At 69.4% G+C, this 20,126-nt stretch carries 18 protein-coding genes and 1 pseudogene; 8 read left to right on the top strand and 11 right to left on the bottom strand.

Going from position 1 to position 20,126, the window contains the following annotated elements:
- A partial coding sequence (locus tag TN53_RS32990) for a methylmalonyl-CoA mutase family protein (protein ID WP_046262441.1) occupies positions 1-1,771 on the bottom strand: 1,771 nt, incomplete at its 3' end.
- Positions 1,772-1,966: 195 nt separating this feature from the next.
- On the opposite strand from TN53_RS32990, the gene TN53_RS32985 reads away from it, so the two are divergent.
- The gene (locus TN53_RS32985) at positions 1,967-3,064 is read left to right on the top strand and encodes an NmrA family NAD(P)-binding protein (protein ID WP_046262440.1); all 1,098 of its coding nucleotides are present in this window, start codon (positions 1,967-1,969) and stop codon (positions 3,062-3,064) included.
- Positions 3,065-3,226: 162 nt separating this feature from the next.
- Here the strand turns inward: TN53_RS32985 and TN53_RS32980 are convergent, their stop codons facing one another.
- From TN53_RS32980 to TN53_RS32955, 6 genes are all read right to left on the bottom strand, one after another.
- Positions 3,227-4,918, bottom strand: coding sequence for a CocE/NonD family hydrolase (locus tag TN53_RS32980; protein WP_046262439.1), 1,692 nt, complete (start codon positions 4,916-4,918; stop codon positions 3,227-3,229).
- Between the two features lie 31 nt (positions 4,919-4,949).
- Positions 4,950-5,828, bottom strand: coding sequence for an alpha/beta fold hydrolase (locus TN53_RS32975; protein WP_046262438.1), 879 nt, complete (start codon positions 5,826-5,828; stop codon positions 4,950-4,952).
- A gap of 31 nt (positions 5,829-5,859) precedes the next feature.
- The gene (locus TN53_RS32970; RefSeq protein ID WP_046262437.1) at positions 5,860-6,561 is read right to left on the bottom strand and encodes an SDR family oxidoreductase; all 702 of its coding nucleotides are present in this window, start codon (positions 6,559-6,561) and stop codon (positions 5,860-5,862) included.
- A 108-nt stretch (positions 6,562-6,669) separates the two neighbouring features.
- Entirely contained in the window at positions 6,670-7,920 is a 1,251-nt protein-coding gene (locus tag TN53_RS47525) for a hypothetical protein (protein WP_159038227.1), read from the bottom strand.
- On the bottom strand, positions 7,913-8,380 hold the full coding sequence (locus TN53_RS32960) for a DUF6114 domain-containing protein (protein WP_046262435.1): 468 nt from the start codon (positions 8,378-8,380) through the stop codon (positions 7,913-7,915). The genes TN53_RS47525 and TN53_RS32960 overlap by 8 nt, the downstream gene beginning before the upstream one ends.
- A gap of 49 nt (positions 8,381-8,429) precedes the next feature.
- Positions 8,430-9,044, bottom strand: coding sequence for a DUF6230 family protein (locus TN53_RS32955; protein ID WP_046262434.1), 615 nt, complete (start codon positions 9,042-9,044; stop codon positions 8,430-8,432).
- 173 nt (positions 9,045-9,217) lie between these two features.
- On the opposite strand from TN53_RS32955, the gene TN53_RS32950 reads away from it, so the two are divergent.
- On the top strand, positions 9,218-9,910 hold the full coding sequence (locus TN53_RS32950; RefSeq protein WP_046262433.1) for a MerR family transcriptional regulator: 693 nt from the start codon (positions 9,218-9,220) through the stop codon (positions 9,908-9,910).
- Between the two features lie 71 nt (positions 9,911-9,981).
- Here TN53_RS32950 and TN53_RS32945 read toward each other — a convergent pair whose 3' ends face one another.
- Positions 9,982-12,165 carry an MMPL family transporter gene (locus TN53_RS32945; protein ID WP_046262432.1) on the bottom strand — a complete coding sequence of 728 codons (2,184 nt, stop codon included), beginning with the start codon at positions 12,163-12,165 and terminating at the stop codon, positions 9,982-9,984.
- A gap of 280 nt (positions 12,166-12,445) precedes the next feature.
- Complete coding sequence (locus TN53_RS32940; RefSeq protein WP_046262431.1) at positions 12,446-12,892, bottom strand: hypothetical protein; 447 nt, start codon at positions 12,890-12,892, stop codon at positions 12,446-12,448.
- Between the two features lie 138 nt (positions 12,893-13,030).
- Here TN53_RS32940 and TN53_RS32935 point away from each other — a divergent pair, with 138 nt between their 5' ends.
- The 4 genes from TN53_RS32935 to TN53_RS32920 all read left to right on the top strand — a co-directional run bounded on the left by TN53_RS32935 (position 13,031) and on the right by TN53_RS32920 (position 17,010).
- Positions 13,031-13,657 carry a TetR/AcrR family transcriptional regulator gene (locus TN53_RS32935; protein ID WP_046262430.1) on the top strand — a complete coding sequence of 209 codons (627 nt, stop codon included), beginning with the start codon at positions 13,031-13,033 and terminating at the stop codon, positions 13,655-13,657.
- Between the two features lie 167 nt (positions 13,658-13,824).
- Positions 13,825-14,955, top strand: coding sequence for a 4Fe-4S binding protein (locus TN53_RS32930; protein ID WP_046262429.1), 1,131 nt, complete (start codon positions 13,825-13,827; stop codon positions 14,953-14,955).
- Positions 14,952-16,238 carry an SNG1 family protein gene (locus TN53_RS32925; protein ID WP_046262428.1) on the top strand — a complete coding sequence of 429 codons (1,287 nt, stop codon included), beginning with the start codon at positions 14,952-14,954 and terminating at the stop codon, positions 16,236-16,238. Before TN53_RS32930 ends, TN53_RS32925 begins: the two co-directional genes overlap by 4 nt.
- Before the next feature lie 202 nt (positions 16,239-16,440).
- Positions 16,441-17,010 carry a TetR/AcrR family transcriptional regulator gene (locus TN53_RS32920; protein WP_046262427.1) on the top strand — a complete coding sequence of 190 codons (570 nt, stop codon included), beginning with the start codon at positions 16,441-16,443 and terminating at the stop codon, positions 17,008-17,010.
- Between the two features lie 22 nt (positions 17,011-17,032).
- Here the strand turns inward: TN53_RS32920 and TN53_RS32915 are convergent, their stop codons facing one another.
- Positions 17,033-17,311: a hypothetical protein gene (locus tag TN53_RS32915; protein ID WP_046262426.1), complete on the bottom strand. Its 279-nt coding sequence runs from the start codon at positions 17,309-17,311 to the stop codon at positions 17,033-17,035.
- 92 nt (positions 17,312-17,403) lie between these two features.
- On the opposite strand from TN53_RS32915, the gene TN53_RS32910 reads away from it, so the two are divergent.
- Both TN53_RS32910 and TN53_RS32905 read left to right on the top strand, forming a co-directional pair.
- Complete coding sequence (locus TN53_RS32910; RefSeq protein ID WP_199924692.1) at positions 17,404-18,219, top strand: oxidoreductase; 816 nt, start codon at positions 17,404-17,406, stop codon at positions 18,217-18,219.
- Positions 18,220-18,283: 64 nt separating this feature from the next.
- The gene (locus tag TN53_RS32905) at positions 18,284-19,258 is read left to right on the top strand and encodes an NAD(P)H-binding protein (protein WP_046262424.1); all 975 of its coding nucleotides are present in this window, start codon (positions 18,284-18,286) and stop codon (positions 19,256-19,258) included.
- 182 nt (positions 19,259-19,440) lie between these two features.
- On the opposite strand, the pseudogene TN53_RS45810 reads toward TN53_RS32905, so the two are convergent.
- A pseudogene (locus TN53_RS45810) lies at positions 19,441-20,121 on the bottom strand (alpha/beta fold hydrolase); the annotation flags it as partial.
- Positions 20,122-20,126: the final 5 nt, after the last annotated feature.

The raw sequence follows: 20,126 nt of genomic DNA, 5'->3' as shown, positions 1-20,126 counted from the left end.
CGGCGACCGCGTCACAGCCCGCGAAGACGTACGAGTCGACACCGGCGTACTGCCCGGGCCGCCCCGCGAGGGACACATGCGAGGCACCGGCGGCGGTCAGCTCGGCCGCCACGGTCTGCGCCTGCTCCTCGTACAGGGCGTCGCTGGAGCAGAGGCACGCCTCGCTCGCCCCGCTGTCCTCGAACGTGCCCCCGGTGACGGGCTCGATGCCGCCCGCCTGGAAGAGGTTGGCCGCGAAGGTGAGCCGGGCGGTGTGGGCGGCGGCCGGACCCAGGGCCGCCAGGAAGATCCTGGGCCGGGTGCCGGTCGCGGCCAGATGGGCGTCGGAGCGGGCGCGCAGCGCCTCGTACGCCTCGTCGCGCCGGACCCGGGGCAGGCCGCCGGAGGGCGGCTCGGGCGCGGGCTCGCGCACCACGGGCTTCTCGCCCAGGTGCGGGAACTCGCTGACGCCGGTGATGGGCTCACGCCGCTTGGCGAGCTTGGCGCTGCGTGCCTCCCAGGTGTCGGCGAGGACGTGGGCGAGGCGTCCCGAACGCAGCACGGCCGACTGGCCTCCCCGTCGTTCGATCTCCTGGAAGAACTCCCAGCCCGCGTGGGCGAGTTCGTCGGTGAGCCGCTCCACGTACCAGGAGCCGCCCGCCGGGTCGATGACCCGGGCCAGGTGCGACTCCTCGATGAGGATCGTCGAGGTGTTGCGGGCGATGCGCCGCGCGAATGCGTCCGGCAGGCCGAGCGCGTCATCGAAGGGCAGCACGGTGACCGACTCGGCCCCGCCCGCACCCGCGGCCAACGTGGCGATGGTGGCGCGCAGCATGTTCACCCACGGGTCGCGGCGCGTCATCATCACCGGCGAGGTCACCGCGTGCTGGAGCTGAGCCCCCGCGCCCGGCGCCCCGCAGGCCTCGGCGACCCGGGCCCACAGCCGGCGCGCGGCCCGCAGCTTGGCGATCGTCAGGAACTGGTCGGCGGTCGCCGCGTACCGGAACTCCAGCTGCCCACAGGCCTGTTCGACACTCAGCCCGGCCTCGGTGAGGTGCCGCAGATACGCGACACCGGTCGCCAGTGAGGAGCCCAGCTCCTGCGCGGCCGAACCGCCGGCCCCGTGATACGGCAGCGCGTCCACGGTCAGCGCCCGCAGCCCCGGGTACTCCTCGGCACACTGCCGGGCGAGAGCGGCCACCGGCGCGAAGTCCTGACGCTGCCCGGTACGGGCCTCGTGGCCGAGCGGGTCGGCGCCCAGGTTGCCGCGCGCCGCGTCCCCGGCGACGCCACGCTCCTCGTACAGGCGCAGCAACTCCCGTGCGGCGGGCTCGACTTCGGTGCCGGCGTCGAGGACGACCGGCGCCAGGTCGAGGTAGACGCCGTCGAGGACGCGGCCCAGCGACGCCACCGGGATGGTGCCCTCACCGACGCCCAGCCACAGCGAGCCGACGCCGTTCTCCAGGTCGGCCAGGACCGCGGGGCCGTCGGCCGCCGTGTGCCGCTGCCGTACGTCCCAGCCGCCGACCGTGTTCCCTTCGGCGCGGCCCGCGCGTACGAAGGGGGCGAAACCGGGAAGGCCGGGCTCGGGCGCGGCATCGAGCGCGGAGTACAGAGGCCGGGTGCGCAACCCGTCCTCCAGCGCGGTGGACAGGGCTTCCTCGGCCGCGGAGTCCTCGACGTCCTTGCCCGACTTGCGCAGGACACCCGCCACGAGGCGCTGCCACTGCTCGTGGGGAACGTCAGGGAACTCACCGGCCAGCTCAAGCCCGTCGTCAGGCAGGACCGTCATGCGTCGGATGCTAGGCCAGCAGCCTCCAGCCGGAGCAGCGGAACGCCTGTGACCTTTCCCTCGCGGTGACTGTGACGCCGCCCACGAGCTCCTCGGCGACCACTTCCGCCGGTGAGGATGCCCGGAAGTCCGCCGCCCGGAAACCGATCGGTGTAACATGATGAAAACCGATCGGTTTCCGACTTGGAGTCAGTCATGTCTGCTCATGCCACCTCCTCCATCTTTGTCATCGGCGGCACGGGAGCCCAGGGGATACCCGTGGTCCGCGCTCTTGTCGCCGACAAGAAGTACTCCGTCAAGGTCCTCACCCGGGACGCCAGTTCCCCCCGGGCTCAGGAACTCGTCGCGCTCGGCAACGTCTCCATCCTCGAAGGGACGTTCGCCGATGAGGACGTACTCCGCGAAGGATTTCGCGGCTGCGACGGGGCGTTCATCAACATCGACGGGTTCAACACCGGCGAGAAGACGGAGACCTACTGGGCCATCCGTACTTATGAGATCGCGATCGAAGAAGGAATCAAGTTCTTCGTCTACGGAAACCTCGACTACGCCCTCAAGAAGTCGGGCTACGACTCCAGGTTCCGCACCGGTCACTATGACGGCAAGGGCCGCATGGCCGAGTGGGTGCTGTTCCAGAACGAGAAGAACAGCGACCGGATGGGGGCGGCGGTCTTCACCTCGGGTCCCTACATCGAGATGGTGATCTCACCGCTCACGCCCATGACGCCCTCCATCGAGGACGGTGTCGTCACGTGGCGAGTCCCTCTCGGCGAAGGGGCCGTCCCGCACGTGTCTCTGGAAGACTGCGGATTCTATGTCCGCTGGCTCTTCGACCACCCGGAACGGGCCAACGGCATGGACCTCGAAGTCGCCATCGAGCACATGACCTACGCCGACATGGCCGCGGCATTCGAGAAGGTCACCGGGCACCCGGCGCAGTACATCGACACCGATCCGGATGCGTATTGGAGCCATCCGGACCTGACGGGGATCGCCGATCACCCAGCCGGATACAACGCCGACCCCGACGACAAGAGCACCATGAGCTTCCGCGACAATTTCACCGGCTTCTGGAATGTGTGGAAGCACGGGATCATCACCAGGGACTACGCGCTGCTCGACGAAATCCACCCCGACAGGATCAGGAGCGCCGAGGAGTGGTTCCGTCGGGAGGACCGGTTGGGCAGGGAATCCGGCAAGGGAAGCCTCTGGGAAAGGGTCCAGTCGGAGAACTGGACCATGGAATCCGCGGTCCTCAAGAGCAGCGCGGACTTCAGGACGGGAAAGTTGTGAACGACCGCATGTGAGGAAACTGGATCTACCACGTCGAAGAACGGCAGGCGCCGCCTCGAAGCGGCGCCTGCCGACGTCATGGTCCTGCCGGGGCGCTCTCGTGGTGCGCGCCCCGCCTTCTCACCGGCGCGGCCGACCGGCAGGCACGCCCGCGGCTTCCTGTCAGAGCGGAACCACCGGCAGGACGATGCGGGAGGGCAGGGCGGGGTCGTGGAAGATCTGCTGCCGGGCCACCCGGGCCGTGGTCGCGCTCTCCGCGGGTTCGCCCGTGTTGAGATTGCGGTCCCAGCGCGGGAAGTTGCTGGAGGTGATCTGGACCCGTATCCGGTGCCCCGCCCGGAAGACGATGCTGGTCGACCACAGGTCCACGACGTGCTCGGCGGCCTCGCCCGGCGTCGCTTCCCGTACCCGCACGATGCCGTCGGTCACGTTGCGGGAGACACCGTGCTCGTCGACGTCGCACAGACGGGCCACCCAGTCGGTCGAGGGCCCGTCCGTGGCGGCGAAGAGCACCGCCCGCACGCGACCGGTCACCTCGACGTCCTCGGTGAGCGGCTCGGTGGTGAAGACCAGGACGTCCTCGCGCGCCTCCACGACCGTCTGGTCGAGCGGGCCGGGCCGGGACTCGTCGGCCATCAGGAGCCCGCTGCCCACGAGGAGCGCGCCGCCGGTGGTGGGGACCGCATCCATCGGGTCGTAGGTGAACTCCTCGGCCTGCTCGGCGGTGGACGGCGGCTCAGGGGTGAGGCGTCCGTCCGCGCGCAGGTGGAAGTCCGTGTCGACGGCCCGGGACAGGGGCCATTGCGTCTCCTCGCGCCACTGGTTGACGCCCATGACGAACAGCAGCACCTTGCCCGTGTCCGGCTCCAGCGCCTCGCCGTCGCCGATCGTGCGCTGGAACCAGTCGAGCTGCATGTCCGACAGGCGCCCGCGCATGGCCATGTAGTCGGAGTGCGCGCCGAAGCCGAAGTTGACGTCCCCGACCACGTGCCGCAGGTTGGTGTGGGCCCACGGGCCCATGATCAGCGTCGCGGACCGGCCGGCCCGGCGCATGGCGGTGAAGTTGTCGAGCGTGCCCTGGCTGAAGACGTCGTACCAGCCGCCGACCTGGAAGGTGGGCAGGTCGACCTCGTCGTGGCGGCCCGCGACACGGGACGAGCGCGCCCACTCGGGCTCGCGGCGGGAGCGTTCGTAGCCGAGTTCGGGCAGGTCGTGCCGGGCGAACGCGGGGAACCGGCCGGCGGGGAGTTCGCCGTAACCGCCGTCCGCCAGGCTGTCGAAATCGCCTATGAGCCCGGTGATGCCGTTCACGAGCCCGTCGAGGTCGGTGCTGTACCGGCGCATCAGGGTGTCGGCGCCCTGGAGGAGGGACCAGGGGACGGAGAGGCCGAGCTCGATCGCGCCGCCGCGCGACCACAGCCCGTCGTCCGGATCGGACCACGTGACCATCGGCGCGATCGCCTTCAGCTCCGGCGGCTTGGACAGCGCCGCCATCCACTGCGTGTTGCCGAAATAGCTGCCGCCGATCATGCCGACGGAGCCGTTCGCGCCGGGAAGGGCGGCGGCCCACCGCACGGTGTCGCAGCCGTCGCTCTCCTCGTACGTGAACGGATCCCACTCGCCGTCGGAGGCGAACCGGCCGCGGGTGTCCTGGAGGACGACCATGAAACCGCGGCGGGCGGCCGCCGTCGGATCGAGCATGCTGGTCATCATGGGCGTCTGCTTGCCGTACGGCAGCCGGCTCAGCAGGACCGGCCACGGTCCGTCGCCGTCGGGCCGGTAGACGTCCGCGCGCAGCACCGTGCCGTCACGCATCTCAGCCGGAACATCGAACTCGATCTGTATCCCTGCCATGCACTGCTCCTTGGGCCAGTGGTCCTGGTGGTCAGGCCACCGCGTTCAACAGGTCGGCCAGCACGTCAGGTCGTTCAAGGGCGATGAAGTGGCCGGCGTTGGCCACCTGGGTGAAGTCGGCGGCCGGCAGCAGCCGCTTGTTGGCCTCCCGGTCCGAGGGGCGGGACCAGTCCTTCTCGCCGTAGACGAGGTGGATGGGGGCCTTGACCTCGCGGTAGCGCGAGCGGGCCGCGATGAGGCTGGGCAGGGCCTGGTACACGCTGCGGGCGACGGTCGAATAGCCGGGGCGGCCGCCCACCTGGAGCAGCTCGTCCACGTAGTCCTCGCGCAGCGCGCTCTTGTCGCCCAGGCCGCCCTGAAGGATCTTGCTGAGCACAGGCTTGGGCTCCACACCGGCGATCACCGGGCCCACCCCGGGCAGGAGGACACCGCCGACCACCACACGGGCGAGAAGGCTCGAGCGGGCGATCCCACCGCGGAAGTCGTACGTGTTCACCGCGACGACGCGGCGGACGCGCTCGGGGAGATCGGCCGCGGTGGTCAGGGCGAGCACCGCACCCATGGACTCCCCGACCAACGTCACGTCGTACAGGTCGAGTTCGGTCAGGAGCCGCTCGACGCCCGCCCGCATGGCCGGCTCGTCGTACGACGCACCGGGCACGATCTCGGAGTAGCCCATCCCCGGCAGATCGAGGGCGTACACGGTGTACCGCTCCGCGATCAGCGGGATGAGGAGACGGAAGTGCTCGGCCTGGGTGCGCACGGTGTGCAGCAGAATCAGCGGCGCACCGCTGCCCGCCTTGAGGTAGCGCAGCGTTCCCTCGCGGCCGGCACGTCCTGCGCGCGGGGCGATGGTGTGCGTGGTGGTCCCCGGAACGTGAATGGTGGGACGTGATTCCTGGCTGGGCATCTTGCCGTCTCCCTGTCCTGTCGTCTCTGTCTTACTTGGCCAACTGGGCGTACAGCCCGGCCAGGTCGCCGGCCAGGCCGGCCTTGACCTGGCGGGTGATGTCGTCGGCGAGCACCTCGTACGCGCCCGTCTCGACGCCGTCGAGGGCGAGTGCGGCGACCTCACGGGGGTCGGACTTGGGTGCGTCGACGCCCGCCGCCAGGTCGGTGTCGACGTATGCGACGTGCAGTCCGGTGACGGAGATACCGCGCGGCTGAAGCTCCAGGCGCAGGGAGTTGGACTGCGACCACAGGGCGGCCTTGGAAGCGCTGTAGGAGCCGCCGAGGGCCAGCCAGGAGAGCACGGAGTGCACGTTGAGGATGTGGCCGCCGCCGTTGCCCTCGATGACCGGCACGAAGGCACGGGTGAGGAGCAGCGGGCCGTAGAAGTTGGTCTCGAACTCCCGGCGTACGTCGTCGACCGGGGAGTCGAGGAAGGAGGCGCCGACCGACGCACCGGCGTTGTTGATCAGCACGGTGACATCCTGTGCCTGTGCGGCGGCCGCCGCCACAGAGGCCGGGTCGGTGACCTCCAGCGCCACCGGGACCGCGTCGGGGTGCGTCACGGTGCGCGGGTCGCGGGCCGTGGCGTAGACCTTGGCGGCACCGCGCCCGTACAGCTCTTCCACCAGCGCCTTGCCGATGCCCCGGCTGCCGCCGGTGACGAAGACGTTTGCGTCCTTGAGAGCGGTCATGATTGCCTCCATAAGAAATCGCTCGGGAACCGATCGGTTTCCATCACAGTAAACCGATCGGTTTCCAAGCGCAAGCTCATGGGGGAAGCGGCCGCGCGGGCCGCGGTTTCAGGGGGTCGTTCCGTAGCCGTGGATCCCCGGAATGACGAGCTTTCCGCCGGTCTGTCCGGCCTGGTCGATGTCGGCGTCGTCCAGGCTGAGCTGGAGTTTGAGGCCGAGCTTCCCGGCCGTGTCGTAGAGCCACTCCGGAACGGTGTCGGGGGTGAGATGGAGGCGGAGGACCGGAGGCAGGGGAATCCCTTCGGCGCCGGAGAGGGTGCCGGTCAGGCTCTCGACGTACATGGTGATGCGGTCGCCTTGCAGCGTGGACGTCGAGCCGGGCGCTCCGTCGATGTGCTGGATCTGCGGGGCGACGGGTACGGCCATCTTCAGGTCGCGGATCGTGACGCCGGCCGAGGTGAACTTGAGGACTCGCTTGGGCCCGGCGGCCGTGTCCACGGTCACCACACCGCCGAAGACGACATCGCGCAGTTCGAGATGGCTCCCCTTCATGTTCCAGGACTCGGCGGCGAATCGACCGGCGCTCCTGTCCTCGGGGGCCGCGAGATCGCTGATGTCGCAGGTGCGGTCGGTTCCCTGGGGTGACTGCGTGGGCTGTGCGGACTGAGTGGGCCGCGTGGACTGCGGTCGAGGTGACGGGTCGGTGGTCCGTCGGCCGGGGGAGGGGGATGCGTGGGGAGTGGCCGGCGGCAGATCCGGGGGGTTCGTGGCTGTCGGCGTCGCAGTGGCCGAGGTGGCCGAGGGGGGCGCTTCGGGTGCCGGACTCTGCTGCTGCTCGGTGTCGCCGCCGAAGAGGGGTTCGAGGAGGGGGTCGAGGAGCTCCGCGAGGCCGGTGGGGGCGCTCGCAGTGGCGGAGGGTGCGCTCGGCGATGCGGTCGGAGCCGGGGTGAGGCTCGTTTCCTCGTCGGCCGTGTGCTCCGACGGTGTGACGGACTCATCGCTCGTGGGCCCACTGGGCGTTCCGCGCGTGCCGGGAGCACTGGACGTGCTGGGAACAGCGGACGGCGTCGGCGCCGCGGCGGATGCCGAAGGGGCGTCGGAACGGCCGCAGTCGACCCCGCGGTCCGCCGCCTCTTCGGGAGCGGACAGCGCTGTGGTGGCGCTCGTGTCGACGGCGGGCGGACGCTGACTCCCGAGGACGAGAGCGGTCGGCAACGCGGTCAGTGCGAGCGCCTTCCCGAGCGGCAGGCGAAGGCGGGTCAGTGCGGACGTACGAGGAACGGCGTGTCGGCCCCTCGACGGCCGTGCGACGCGGGCTTCTGCGGCCTCGCCACCGATGTCGGACGACTGATCAGCCATTCCCCGGCTCTCCCTCCGAGCCGACCGACCCGACCGTGCCGTCGGGCAGGTCCGCGTCCACCGGGCCCCACGCCAGAGCCAGGAGTCCACCCGTGGCCGCCAGCAGGGTGCCGGCGAAGAATCCGCCGAAGTTCGAGAGGGGAAGCGACAGCACGCCGAGGAAGACGGCGACGCATCCGGCGAAGAACCTGATGATCGGCTGGAACCAGAGGAGTCCGCCGAGGACGATCAGTGTCAGGCCGATGATCAGCGAGCCCGCCCCCGCGGTGGTGGACATCGCCACGGACAGGGCGCCCAGGGGGACATTGAAGTAGGGGAAGTAGATGATCGGCGCGGCAGCGAGGAGCACCAGCAGACCCGCCCAGAAGGGGCGGGTGCGCCGCCAGGCCCGGAAAGCCTGGCGAGCGCTGGCGAAGCCGCTGTCACTGTGGGGGTGCGCGGATGCGCCGGCACTCGTCATGGGGAAGCTCCCGGATCGTGAACGGGTGGGGGAGGAAGGGGAGCGAGGGTCAGAAGCAGTCGTGGCGGCCGGCCGCGATGTTCATGTGCAGGCCCGACAGTTCGAACGTCCCGGCGGAGGTGGCCCAGACCCTCTGGTGGGCCTCGAGGATCTCGATCGAGTCCGCCTGCTGGGCGTAGTTGTCGGGATCGACACGGTCCTTGGGGTTCACGTGCCCCTTGGTGATGGAGCCGGTGGCGACGCCGATGTCGACGTTGTTGAAGGTGCCCTTCTTGGCCTGGAGGTCGGTCATGTCGATGAACAGGTTCTTGGCCTTGACCGGTGTCCCCGACCCGCCGGCCTTGAGCGTCATCGTGTAGGTCCCGAGCACGGGAATGTCCACCGGCACGGACTGGCACATGTCGGTGATCGTCGCGTCGTCGAGGGCTGAGACGGAGACGGGTATGTGCTTGCCGTTCTTGGCGACGTCCACCGTGGCGTAGTTGGCGAACCCGGTGCCGCTCAGGGAGCCGGCCGAGACCTTGAAGGCGGAACCGGAGATGCTGAACGAAGCGGCCAGCGCACCCTGGGCCATCGAGACGGCGACGACCGCCGTCGCGGCCACGGTCGGCACCGCACCCATGGCGAAACGCTTCCAGTGGGTCTTGCCGATTCGCTGGGACATAGGTGTCCTCCGTTGTCAGGGCGTACGAGGGTGAGGGGCCGGGTGCGCGAAGAGGGCACACCGGCGAGAGCTCGATAGTGCCACTATCGAGTGCCTGATAGTGGCACTATCGAGCTCGGTGGGCAACCCCCGGTAACGCGATACTGGAGGGACAGTTGAGCGTGAGGGAGCGCATGAGGATTTCAGAGCTCAGCCGACGGTCCGGGGTGCCGGTGGCGACCATCAAGTACTACCGACGGGAGGGGCTGCTCCCCGAGGGACGTGCGCTGAACCCGACCACGGTCGAGTACGACGAGGAGCACATCGAGCGGCTCCGTCTGATCCGTTCCCTCATCCAGCTCGGCGGGCTGTCCGTCGCCCGCACCCGTGAGGTGCTGGAAGCCGTCGACCGTCCGCTGGACGCGTTCGAGACCCTGGGCGTCGTCCACCACGCCCTGCCCGTTCCTTCCGCGGAGACGAAGGACAAGAAGGACGAGCGACTGGAGGGTGCCAACGACGAAGCGGCCCCTTTCGGGGCCGCCGCGAGGGTCGAGGCTCTCATCGGGAACATGGGCTGGCGGATCTCCGACGTCTCACCGCACCGCCCGGCACTTGCCGAGAGTCTCGCGGCGCTGAGCCGCCTCGGTTCCGAGTTCACGGCGGACGACCTCGTCCCCTACGCACGGCTCGCCACCGCCACCGCGGACCTGGACTTCGCGCAGCTCGACGGCATCGAGGACCGCATCGCCCTCGCCGAGCGGGCGGTGGTCCTCACCGTGCTGTTCGAGCCGGTCGTCAGGCTTCTGCGGCGGCTGGCCCAGGAGGACGCGAACCATCGTCGCCATGATCGCCGTGCGTGCGGGCCGGGGGAGGGGTCGGCGCAGTGATTCCCCCGGAGCAGCCGGCGGAGTGAGCCCCCGGCGGGGTGCCGTGGTCACCGGCACCCCGCTCGCAGGGGTCAGCCCACGGTGACGGGGACCGGCTTGTCGGCGGTGTCGTCGTCCGGCTCGTCGGTCTCCTTGATGCCGAACCGGTCGTAGAAGCGCGCCAGTGGCGCCGGCGCCCACCAGGCCGCCCTGCCCAGCAGTCTCATGACGGCCGTTCCCAGCAGGATGCGCACGACCAGCACGTCCGTCAGGACCGCGAACACCATGCCGACGCCGAACAGCTTGATGGTCAGCACATCGCTCATCCCGATCGCCGCGAGCGGCACGCACATCAGCACCGCGGCGCTCACGACCAGCCGGCCGATGGAGTTGAGCCCGGTCGCCACGGCCTCCGTGCTGTCGCCCTGCTTGTCGTACTGCTCCCGCATCCGGGACACCAGGAACACCTCGTAGTCCATGGAGAGCCCGAAGATCAGCGCGAACAGCATGATCGGCATGTTGGGTTCGATGTTGCCCGTGGGATCGAAACCGAGCAGGCCGTTCAGATGCCCGTCCTGGAAGATCCAGACCAGGACCCCGAAGGTCGCGGTCAGCGACAGCATGTTCATCGCGATGGCCTTCAGCGGCAGCAGCACCGAGCCGAACGCGAGGAACAGCAGGATGTACGTCATCACCGCGATGTAGAGCAGCATCCACGGCAGGGTCTCGCCGAGTGCGTCCAGGGTGTCGTCGTAGATCGCCGACTCGCCGCCGATGTAGGCCTGGGCGCCCGGCGGTGCCGGTACCTCCTTGATCCGGTTCACCAGGTCGCGTGCGTGGTTCGAGATGGGATTGCCGTCGTAGGTGACGGAGACCCGGGCCGTGGTGCCCTCGATGCCGCTGATCCGGGCGCCCGTGGCGCCCTCGGTGGCGCCGAGCCGCTCGGCGTACGCCTGGAGCGCCGCGCCCTGCTCCTTCGCGGTCCCGTCGGACTTCAGCACGAGCAGCGAGTCGATGGACTTCACCGCGTCACCGTCGAAGTCGTGCTCCATGGCGTTGAAGACCTGGCGGCCCTCGGAACTGCTCGGCAGCTGCTGCGCGTTGATGGAGCCGAAATCGATCTTGGAGAAGGGCAGGGCGAGCGTCACCAGCAGGCCGACCGCGCCCACCACCACGACCCACCGGCGCCGCATCAGGCCGTGCCCGAACCGGTACCAGGAACCCTCGCCCGGCGCCGTCGGCCGTACGGCCTTCTTGCGGCGCAGTGAGAAGGCGTTGACCTTCGGGCCCATCACGGCGAGCACCGCGGGCAGCGCGACCAGCGAGAAGAGCACCGCCAGCACGACCGCGGCCACACCGCCGTACGACATCGACTTCAGGAACGTCGACGGGAAGAGGGACAGGCCGGCCAGCGCCACCGCGACCGTGGTGCCGGAGATCATCACCGTGCGCCCTGCCGTGGCGACCGTGCGCCCGATCGCCGCTTCGCCGGTGTAGCCGCGGTCCAGTTCCTCGCGGTAGCGGCTCACGATCAGCAGGCCGTAGTCGATGGCGACCGCGAGACCCAGGATCGTGACCAGGCTCATGGAGAAGACGGACACGTCGGTGATGTTCGCGATGGTCCGCAGGACGGCCATCGACCCGATGATGGAGAGCACGCCGACGATCAGCGGGAGGAAGGCCGCGGCCATACCGCCGAACACGACCAGCAGGAGCAGGAACAGCACGGGTGCCGAGATGATCTCCGCGATTCTCAGATCGTGTTCGATCTTCTCGCCGGCCTGATGGCCGGTGGGCACCGTTCCGCCCTGCAGGGTCTGAAGGCCGGGTGCCGGAATCTGGTCCATGACCGCCTTGTACGCGTCCTCCTTGGCCTTCTCGCTGCTGCCGTGGAAGTTCAGCCCGACGTAGGTGGCGTGCCGGTCGTGGCTGACCTGCGCCGGCATCTTGGTCTGCCAGTAGTGCATGTAGCTGGTGACGTCCGCCGTCGGCAGGGACTCCACCTGCTTGACGACCGCCTCCTGGAAGGACGGGTCGTCGACGGTGCGGTCCTCGTCGCGGTAGACGATCACCGCGTCGGGCGTCCGCTGCGGGAACGCCTTCTCGGCGATCCGGGCCGCGCGCTCGCTGCCGGAGCCGGGGTCCTGGAAGCCGAGCGGTGTCAGGGAACCGAAGACGCCGGCTCCGTAGGCCCCGGACAGGACGGCGAACAGCACGGTCAGTATCAGCAGGGGCTTTCGCCTGCGGTGCAGCAGACGCCCGAATTTCTCGAACATGGATTCTCCTGGATCGTTGAAGCGCGCCGGGACGGAACCGGATGACCGGCCGGCCCCGGTGGCGACTGGTGGCGGCAGTTGGTGTTCGCCGACCGCGGTCCGCCCCACGGCCCGGTGGACGAGGCGGAGGGGGACCGCGGGGGTCCCGGCATGCGGTGTGGGGTCGTCGCCGGTCTGCCGGGCGACACCGTTTCTGGAAGCGGCGGGTGGGGAGCCGAAGCCGGCCGAGCCGGGCGACGTCGCTCTCGCCGGTGGGGTGGGCCGTCGTGGAGAACGGCTGTCAGGCGAGGCTGAGGATCGCCTCGACCAGCAGGTCCGGCTGTTGTTGCTGCAAGAAGTGACCGGCGTCGGGGACCGTCGGACGGCTTCGGTCCCTCGCGCCCGGGATGTGCTCCTGGACGACCTGCTCGAAGGCGCGCGTGATGTCCTCGTGCGCGGCGAAGGTGGTGAGGAAGGGCTTTTCGAAGGCTGACAGCCCCGCCCAGGCACGGCTCAGCATCGAGGCGGGCGGGTCAGCGAACAGGGTGATGTCCGCGAGACCGAGCTGGTCCAGCCATTCACCGGTGCAGGCCACGTGCGACTCGTAGGTGTACGCGGCCCGGTCGACCGGCTTGTCGGAGCGGCCGAATCCCATCAGTTCGGGAACGAGTCCGTCGGGCTGCCCTTCGTCGACGTCGTGCATGCGCAGGTCGTCGAAGCGCTCATCAGGTGTGCGTCCGATGTCCATGAGAGAAACCATAACAGTGTTTTTATTGCTCAACACCGACCGGTTTACCTATACCCTGGTTCTGACTCCTTGCCTGGACACTGACCTATCTGCCGCTGCCACAGCGGATTCGTAACGGTGTTGTCATACGCTGGCACCATGGCCAGACCCAAGACGCATGACGAATCGCTGCGGCTCCGGCTCCTGCACCGCGCGGCCGCCACGGTTTTCGATCGCGGCACGGCCGCGCTGAGCCTTCGGCAGCTCGCGGCGGACGCGAAGACCTCGACCACGGCGGTCTACTCGCTGTTCGGCAGCAAGGCCGGTCTGCTCGGCAGCCTGTACCAGGAGGCCGTGCGCCTCTTCGTCGAACGCCTGGCCGCCGTCCGTCCGACGGACGACCCGGCCGGCGACGTGATCCGTATCGGGCTGGCCTATCGCGAGTACGCCGTGGCCAACCCGCACCTCTACGCGATCCTCTTCTCCGACCGCGACACTCAATGCCCGTCCGGCGGGGACAGGCCGCTCGAGGTCGTCGAGCCGTACCGGCCCCTCGTCGACGCCGTGCGCCGCGGACAGCGGGCGGGGCAGTTCGGTTCCGCGTCCGACCCCGAGGTCGTCGCGCTGTCGGTCTGGGGTATGGCCCACGGCCTGGTCTCCCTGGTGCTGTCCGGGAACGAGCCGCCGCAGCTCGCGGGCGCCGACTGCTACGAGCGGGCGCTGCGGGCGCTGGTGACGGGATGGCGGGACAGTGAGGAGCCGGTTGCGGGGCTTGCGGCGTCCTAGGGGCGGTCTTCGAAGGGGTGGGGCGGGTCGGTTCGCCACTCGGGCCTGCAACTCGGGCCCGCGGTGCGGACTTGCATGTGGAAACCGATCAGTTTACGGTGGCGAAACTGAACGGTTTCTCGCGGTGCAGGTAGGCGAGTTCCGGACCCGAGCCACGAGGAGCACGGATGACTGCCGCGCGCGACGCCGAGGGGCAACCGACGGCCCCGGCTCCCAGGCTTCCGGCGAAGCTGGCCGCCCACCCGTCGGTGCGGGCCGTACTCGCCCGGCGCGAAGCCGGTGAGGTGGCCCGCCCACCGGCGGTGATCGACGCGGCCTGGCTGCGCGAGCTGTGCCTGGCGGCCGGCGCGGACGACGTCGCCGCGGTGAGTCTGGACCACCCAGACCTGGCCGGCGAGCGCGAGTACGCGCAGTCGGCGCTGCCCGGCACCCGCAGCCTGATCGCGATGGCGGTCCGGATGAACCGCGACAACTGCCGCTCCCCGGCCCGCAGCGTGGCCAACCAGGAGTTCCACCAGACCGACGAGCAGGCCAACCACGCCGCGCGCAGCGTCACCCAGGCGCTTCAGGACGCCGGGTACCGCGCGCTCAATCCGTCCGTCGGCTTCCCCCAGGAGATGGACCGGTTCCCCCGCGAGCGGATCTGGGTGGTGGCGCACAAGACGGTCGCGGTGGCCGCCGGGCTCGGCGTGATGGGTCTGCACCGCAACGTCATCCACCCGAAGTTCGGCAGCTTCGTCCTGCTGGTCACCGTGCTGGTGGACGCGGAGGTGAGCGAGTACGGGCAGCCGCTGGACTACAACCCCTGCATCGACTGCAAGTTGTGCGTCGCCGCCTGCCCGGTCGGCGCCATCACCAAGGACGGCGACTTCGACGGGCTGGCCTGCACCACGCACAACTACCGCGAGTTCATGAGCGGGTTCACCGACTGGGCGCAGACCGTGGCCGACAGCGAGGACGCCGCCGACTACCGCTCGCGGGTCACCGACTCCGAGAGCGCCTCCATGTGGCAGAGCCTGTCCTCGCCGCCCGGCTACAAGTCCGGCTACTGCCTTGCCGTCTGCCCCGCCGGCGAGGACGTCCTCGGCCCGTACCTGGACGACCGCAAGTCGTTCATGGACACCGTGCTGCGCCCGCTCCAGGACAAGCAGGAAACCCTCTACGTCCTGCCGGGCTCGCACGCGCAGGAGTACGCCCGGCGCCGGTTCCCCCACAAGCCCGTCAAGGAAGTCACCGGCGGCTGGAAGCCACCGGCGAAGCGTTCAGCATCCACCGAGCGAGAGCGACGTACGTCATGAGTGGCATTCACCCCTTCCGTGTCCTGCGCGCCAGACCTCTGTGGATAGCCAACGGCGTCATCACGGGCGTACTCGCGCTGCTGTTCGCCGTGTTCTACGTCGGCGCCAACATCGATCCGGCCGGACATGCCACCAAGCTGCCCGTCGGCCTGGTCAACGCGGACGAAGGAGTGGGCCAGGTCAACCTGGGGGCGCGGATCACCGAGTCGATCAAGAAGTCCACCGCGGGCGGGGACAAGATCGACTGGAAGGTGATGGACGAGAAGGAGATGAAGGAGGAACTGGGTAAGGGCAAGCTGTACGGCGCGCTCGTCGTCCCCGCCGACTTCACCTCCTCCGCCACCGCGCTGACCGGCGCCGCGACCACCGGGACCCCGGCCCGTCCGACGCTGACGGTGCTCACCAATCAGTCCGCCGGCAGTCTGGGCTCCGGTCTGGCCCGGACGGCGACGACGCAGGCGGCCGAGAGCGCCTCGCTCCAGGTGGGCAAGGAGCTGACCGCGCAGGCCGGCGCCCAGCAGGAGAAGCTGCCCGTCGCGGCACGTGTCCTGCTCGCCGACCCGGCCGCCGTCACCGTCGAGGACGGCCATCCGCTCGACTCGCACAGCGGCCTGGGCCTGACGGCGTTCTACTACGCCCTCACCCTCGTGGTCGTCGGCATGCTCTCCGCCAACGTCATGAGCGGCCAGGTCGACCACGCCCTCGGCTACACCCACAACGACATGGGCCCCCTGCGCCTGCACCGCCCCCTGATCCGGGCGACCCGGGTGCAGACCCTCGCCATCAGCAGCACCCTCATGGCCGGACTGTCCCTGCTGATGGGCACCCTGGTCATGGCCGGCGCGGTGGGCATCATGGGCATGGACGCCTCGCATCTGCCACTGCTGTGGCTGTACTCGGTGTGTGCCATCGCGGTCGCCGGGATCGGCGCGCTCAGCCTCCTCGCGGTCTTCGGCACACCCGGCATGCTGGTGGTGACGCTGGTCTTCATCGGGATGGCGGTGCCGACGTCCGGGGCCACCACCCCCATCGAGGCGCTGCCCGGCTTCTACCGCTTCCTCGCGGAGTTCGAGCCGCTGCGGCAGATCACCGGTGGCATCCGCTCGATCCTCTACTACGACGCCCAGGGTGACGCGGGACTGACCCGGGGCTGGCTCATGATGGCGGCCGGCCTCGTGGCCGCGGCACTGTTCGGCTTCGGCGTCCTGGGGTGGTACGACCGCAAGGGGCTGCACCGCCTCCCGGCGGAGACGACGCCCGAGAAGACGGCGGCCCCGGCATAGCGGAGGGCGTCCCCACATCACCCAGGACGGGGCCATTACTCGGAGTGGCCCCGGTGTGTGTCGCCCTGCCGGGGACGACAGGCGCGCACACCATCAGGGCTCGGCGACGGTCTTTCCCCGGACTGTCGCCGAGCCGCCACGCGGACGCCACTTCAGAAACCGATCGGTTTTCTTTTGCTTCCCCTTGAGTTAACCTCGCGGTATGACCACCGAAGTGAAACAAAGCCCCAGGGAGCGGCTGCTGGAGGCGGCGGCCACACTCACCTACCGCGACGGCGTCGGTATCGGCGTCGAGGCGCTGTGCAAGGCGGCGGGAGTGTCCAAGCGCTCCATGTACCAGCTGTTCGAGAGCAAGGACGAACTGCTCGCGGCGAGTCTGGAGCGGCGCACTTCCGCCTACGTGTCGACACTCCTGCCCGCGGCGGACGACGACCGCTCACCCCGGGAGCGGCTCCTGCATGTCTTCGAGCAGGTCGAATCGCAGGCGAGCGCGCCCGAGTTCTTCGGCTGCCCCTTCCTGGCCGCGCAGATCGAGCTCAAGGACCGGAGCCATCCCGCGAGCCGGGTCGCCCGTGCGGTCAAGGAGAACCTGACCGCCTTCTTCCGTGCCGAGTCCGAGCGGGGCGGGGCGAGTGATCCCGGTCTGCTGGCCCGGCAGCTCAGCCTGGTCTTCGACGGGGGCAGCGCCCGCGCGGGCATCGGAGCGGACAAGCTGACGGGTCTCATCGGGCCCACGGTGATCACCCTGCTCGACGCGGCGGGCGTGCGCTGACGCATCGCCCCTCCGGGACGCTCTATTGCCGTACGGCGTTCGCGGGGAGTCCCATGGCCGCAAGGGTGTTGCCGGGCAGACCGCAGGCGAGTAAGCCTGCGGTCAGGTCGGCGTAAATGCCCAGTGGCACGTGCACGGTCTCCCGGATCCGCATCCCGTCGGCCCGGACGACCTCGCCGATCGGGTCGCCGCCTTCCGCCCCGTCGTCCGCGCTCTCGAAAGCCTTGCGTGATGCCGACCTGTCTGGCGATCGCCGCGCGAACGACACCTCGCGCCTCTCCTGCGCACTGATGCTGCCCATTTGGTCCAGCTCCCTGCTCTGGCTTGCATGTGGAAACCGATCGGTTTACAGTGATGGAAACCGAACGGTTTCCAGGGAGTGCAGGAGTCATGATGACGACAGATCGTCCGGTAGCACTCGTGACGGGTGCGTCATCCGGTATCGGAAAGGAAACCGCGCTCGCGCTGGTCGCGGCGGGTTTCGAGGTGGTCGGCACAAGCCGGGACACCTCACGCGTGACCCCGCTCGACGGTGTGACGTTCGTCGACCTCGACGTGGCCGACGACGCCTCGGTCACGGCAGCGGTCCAGGAGGTGAGCGAGCGGTTCGGGCGGATCGACGTCCTGGTCAACAACGCCGGCGTGGGCTCATTGGGCGCGGCGGAGGAAACCTCCCTCGAGCAGGCCCAGGCCGTCTTCGACACCAACGTCTTCGGGGTCATGCGCATGGTGAACGAGGTCCTGCCGCACATGCGCGCGCAGCGACGCGGACGCATCATCAACATCTCGTCCGTCCTCGGATTCATGCCCCAGCCCTACATGGCCGCCTACGCCGCCTCCAAGCACGCGATCGAGGGCTACACCGAGTCCCTGGACCACGAGGTCCGTGACCACGGCGTCCGGGCGCTCATCGTCCAACCCGCCTACACCAGGACCGGGTTCGAGACCAACAGCGCGAAGCCCGACACCCCCCTGCACGCCTACGCGAAGCAGCGGCAGACCGTCGACCGCGTGATGGCGGACGCGGTCAGAGGCGGCGACGCCCCCGCCGTCGTCGCCAAGGCGATCCTCGCGGCAGCGACCGACACGAAGCCGAAGCCGCGCTACACCGCCGGCCCCCTGGCCGGACGCGCACGCGTACTGCGCCGCCTCGCCCCCGCCGGGGTCTTCGACAAGCAGATCCGCAAGATGAACCAGCTCGCCGGCTGACGTCCAGGCGCTGCCTGGGCTTTCTGGACAGCCGCCCCACCCCCACCAGACAGAGGGAACCTTGATGACAGAGCGCAACCCCATCCTGATCACCGGTGCCGCAGGCGAGATCGGTGGTGTGAGCCGGACGATGGTCGACATGCTGATCGAACAAGGGCACCCCGCGCGTGCGTTCGTACGGCAGGATGACGAACGCGCCCAGTCGCTCCGCCAGGCCGGGGCGGAGGTCTTCGTCGGCGACCTGCTCACCATCGCCGACGTGACCGCCGCGCTGAAGGGCGTCCGGCGCATCTACTTCAGCATGGGCCTGTCGCCGTACTACACCGACGCCGTCAGCCTGATGGCCGCCGCGGCGCGGGCCCAGGGCGACATCGAGGTGTTCGTCAACATCTCCGAGTACGAGCAGTCGTTCATGACCTTCGACGACATGACCGCGCCGGAGGAGGAGCGGCTCGCGAAGCTCGGCGGACTCGTCGCCAACTGGTCGCCGCAGCAGCGGGCCCACTGGGTCGCCGAGCAGGTGCTGGAGTGGTCCGGCGTCCCGACCGTCAACATCCAGGCGGCCTTCTTCGTCGAGAACCCCATCATGACCTGGCTGGCCCTCGGCTCACTGGCCGACGGTGAGCTGCGCCTGCCCTTCGGCGACCACCGGTTCGCACCCATCGCCGGTTACGACGTCGCGGAACTGTGCGCGAAGATCCTGGCCGATCCGGCGCCGCACATCTCGAAGTCCTACGCGCTCACCGGTCCGGAAATGAAGGACGGGCACGGGTTCGCGGAGGACTTCGCGGCCGTGCTGGGAAGCCCGGTCACGTATGTTCCCGAAGACATCGAAACCTGGAACGAGACCTACGTGGACACCCACATGTCCGCGTACCCGCACATCGCGGAGCACCTGAAGACCCTGAACCGGATCATCGGCCGCGGAGGATACGGCGGCAAGACCGACGAGCTGGAAACCCTGCTCGGACGCCCGGCGAAGACCGTGCGGTGGGCTCTGGAGCGCCACCCGCGCATCCAGAAGCTGGCGACTGCCTGATCCGCTGCGCGGGCCGGAGCAGAACATGCCGGATCGGCAGGATGGTCGCCGAGGCGGCTGCCTCCACGCCGACCCCGTGCGTGCTGCCGTGTGCCGGGGGTCGGCGTGCAGTTGTCGTCGGCGCCGGTCGGTCCGGTGGCGTCCGCGGCACGCAGAAACCGCACGACCACGTCCGTGAACTCGGCGGGGCTGGAAGCGTGCACATAGTGGCCCGCCGGGATGGTGACGTTCTGGCAGTCCGGGATGAGGCTCCCCATCGTGGCGAGCAGTTCCTGGGGGACGTGGCTGCCCGGACCCCCGCCGACGATCAGGGTTGGCGCCGTGATGTCGCCGAGGCGCGCCAGCCATCTGGGGTCAGGGCTGTCCACCTCGGCCCGGATGGGCGAGACAGCCGCCCAGTCGAAGTCGGTGGGAGCGTCGGGGGCGACAGGGGAGAAGGACGGTTTCCGCGGGAAGGGCGGCGGTACGTCTTCCAGGACCAGCCGCTCGATCCTCCCGGGAATCTCCTCGGCGATCAGGTAGGCAACGGTCCCACCCATCGAGTGACCGACGAGGCTCACCCGCCCAAGGCCCATCGCATCCATGAACCCCAGCACATCGTCTCTCATGGCGGCGAACGAGTAGGCACCAGGACGGTCGCTGCCACCGTGGCCACGCAGGTCCAGGGCGTAGACCCGCCAGTGCCCGGCGAAGGCTTCGGCCACCTCGGTCCAGTGCGTGGCGTTATCGCCCAGCGCGTGCAGCAGGATCAGCGGCGCCCGATGACAGGCTTGGCGGGGAGCACCCGCATCACTTCTTCCCAGGGACTCCCCAGAGCCGATTCCGGCCCGGCCCGTGACCGGTCTCAAGAGCAAAGGCCGCACAAGAA

Origin of the sequence: Streptomyces sp. WM6386 (assembly GCF_000972385.1) — a bacterium.
In the GTDB taxonomy this organism is placed as follows: domain Bacteria; phylum Actinomycetota; class Actinomycetes; order Streptomycetales; family Streptomycetaceae; genus Streptomyces.
Note: the sequence above shows the minus strand (reverse complement) of the source record. Positions and strands in the feature narration are given on the sequence as shown.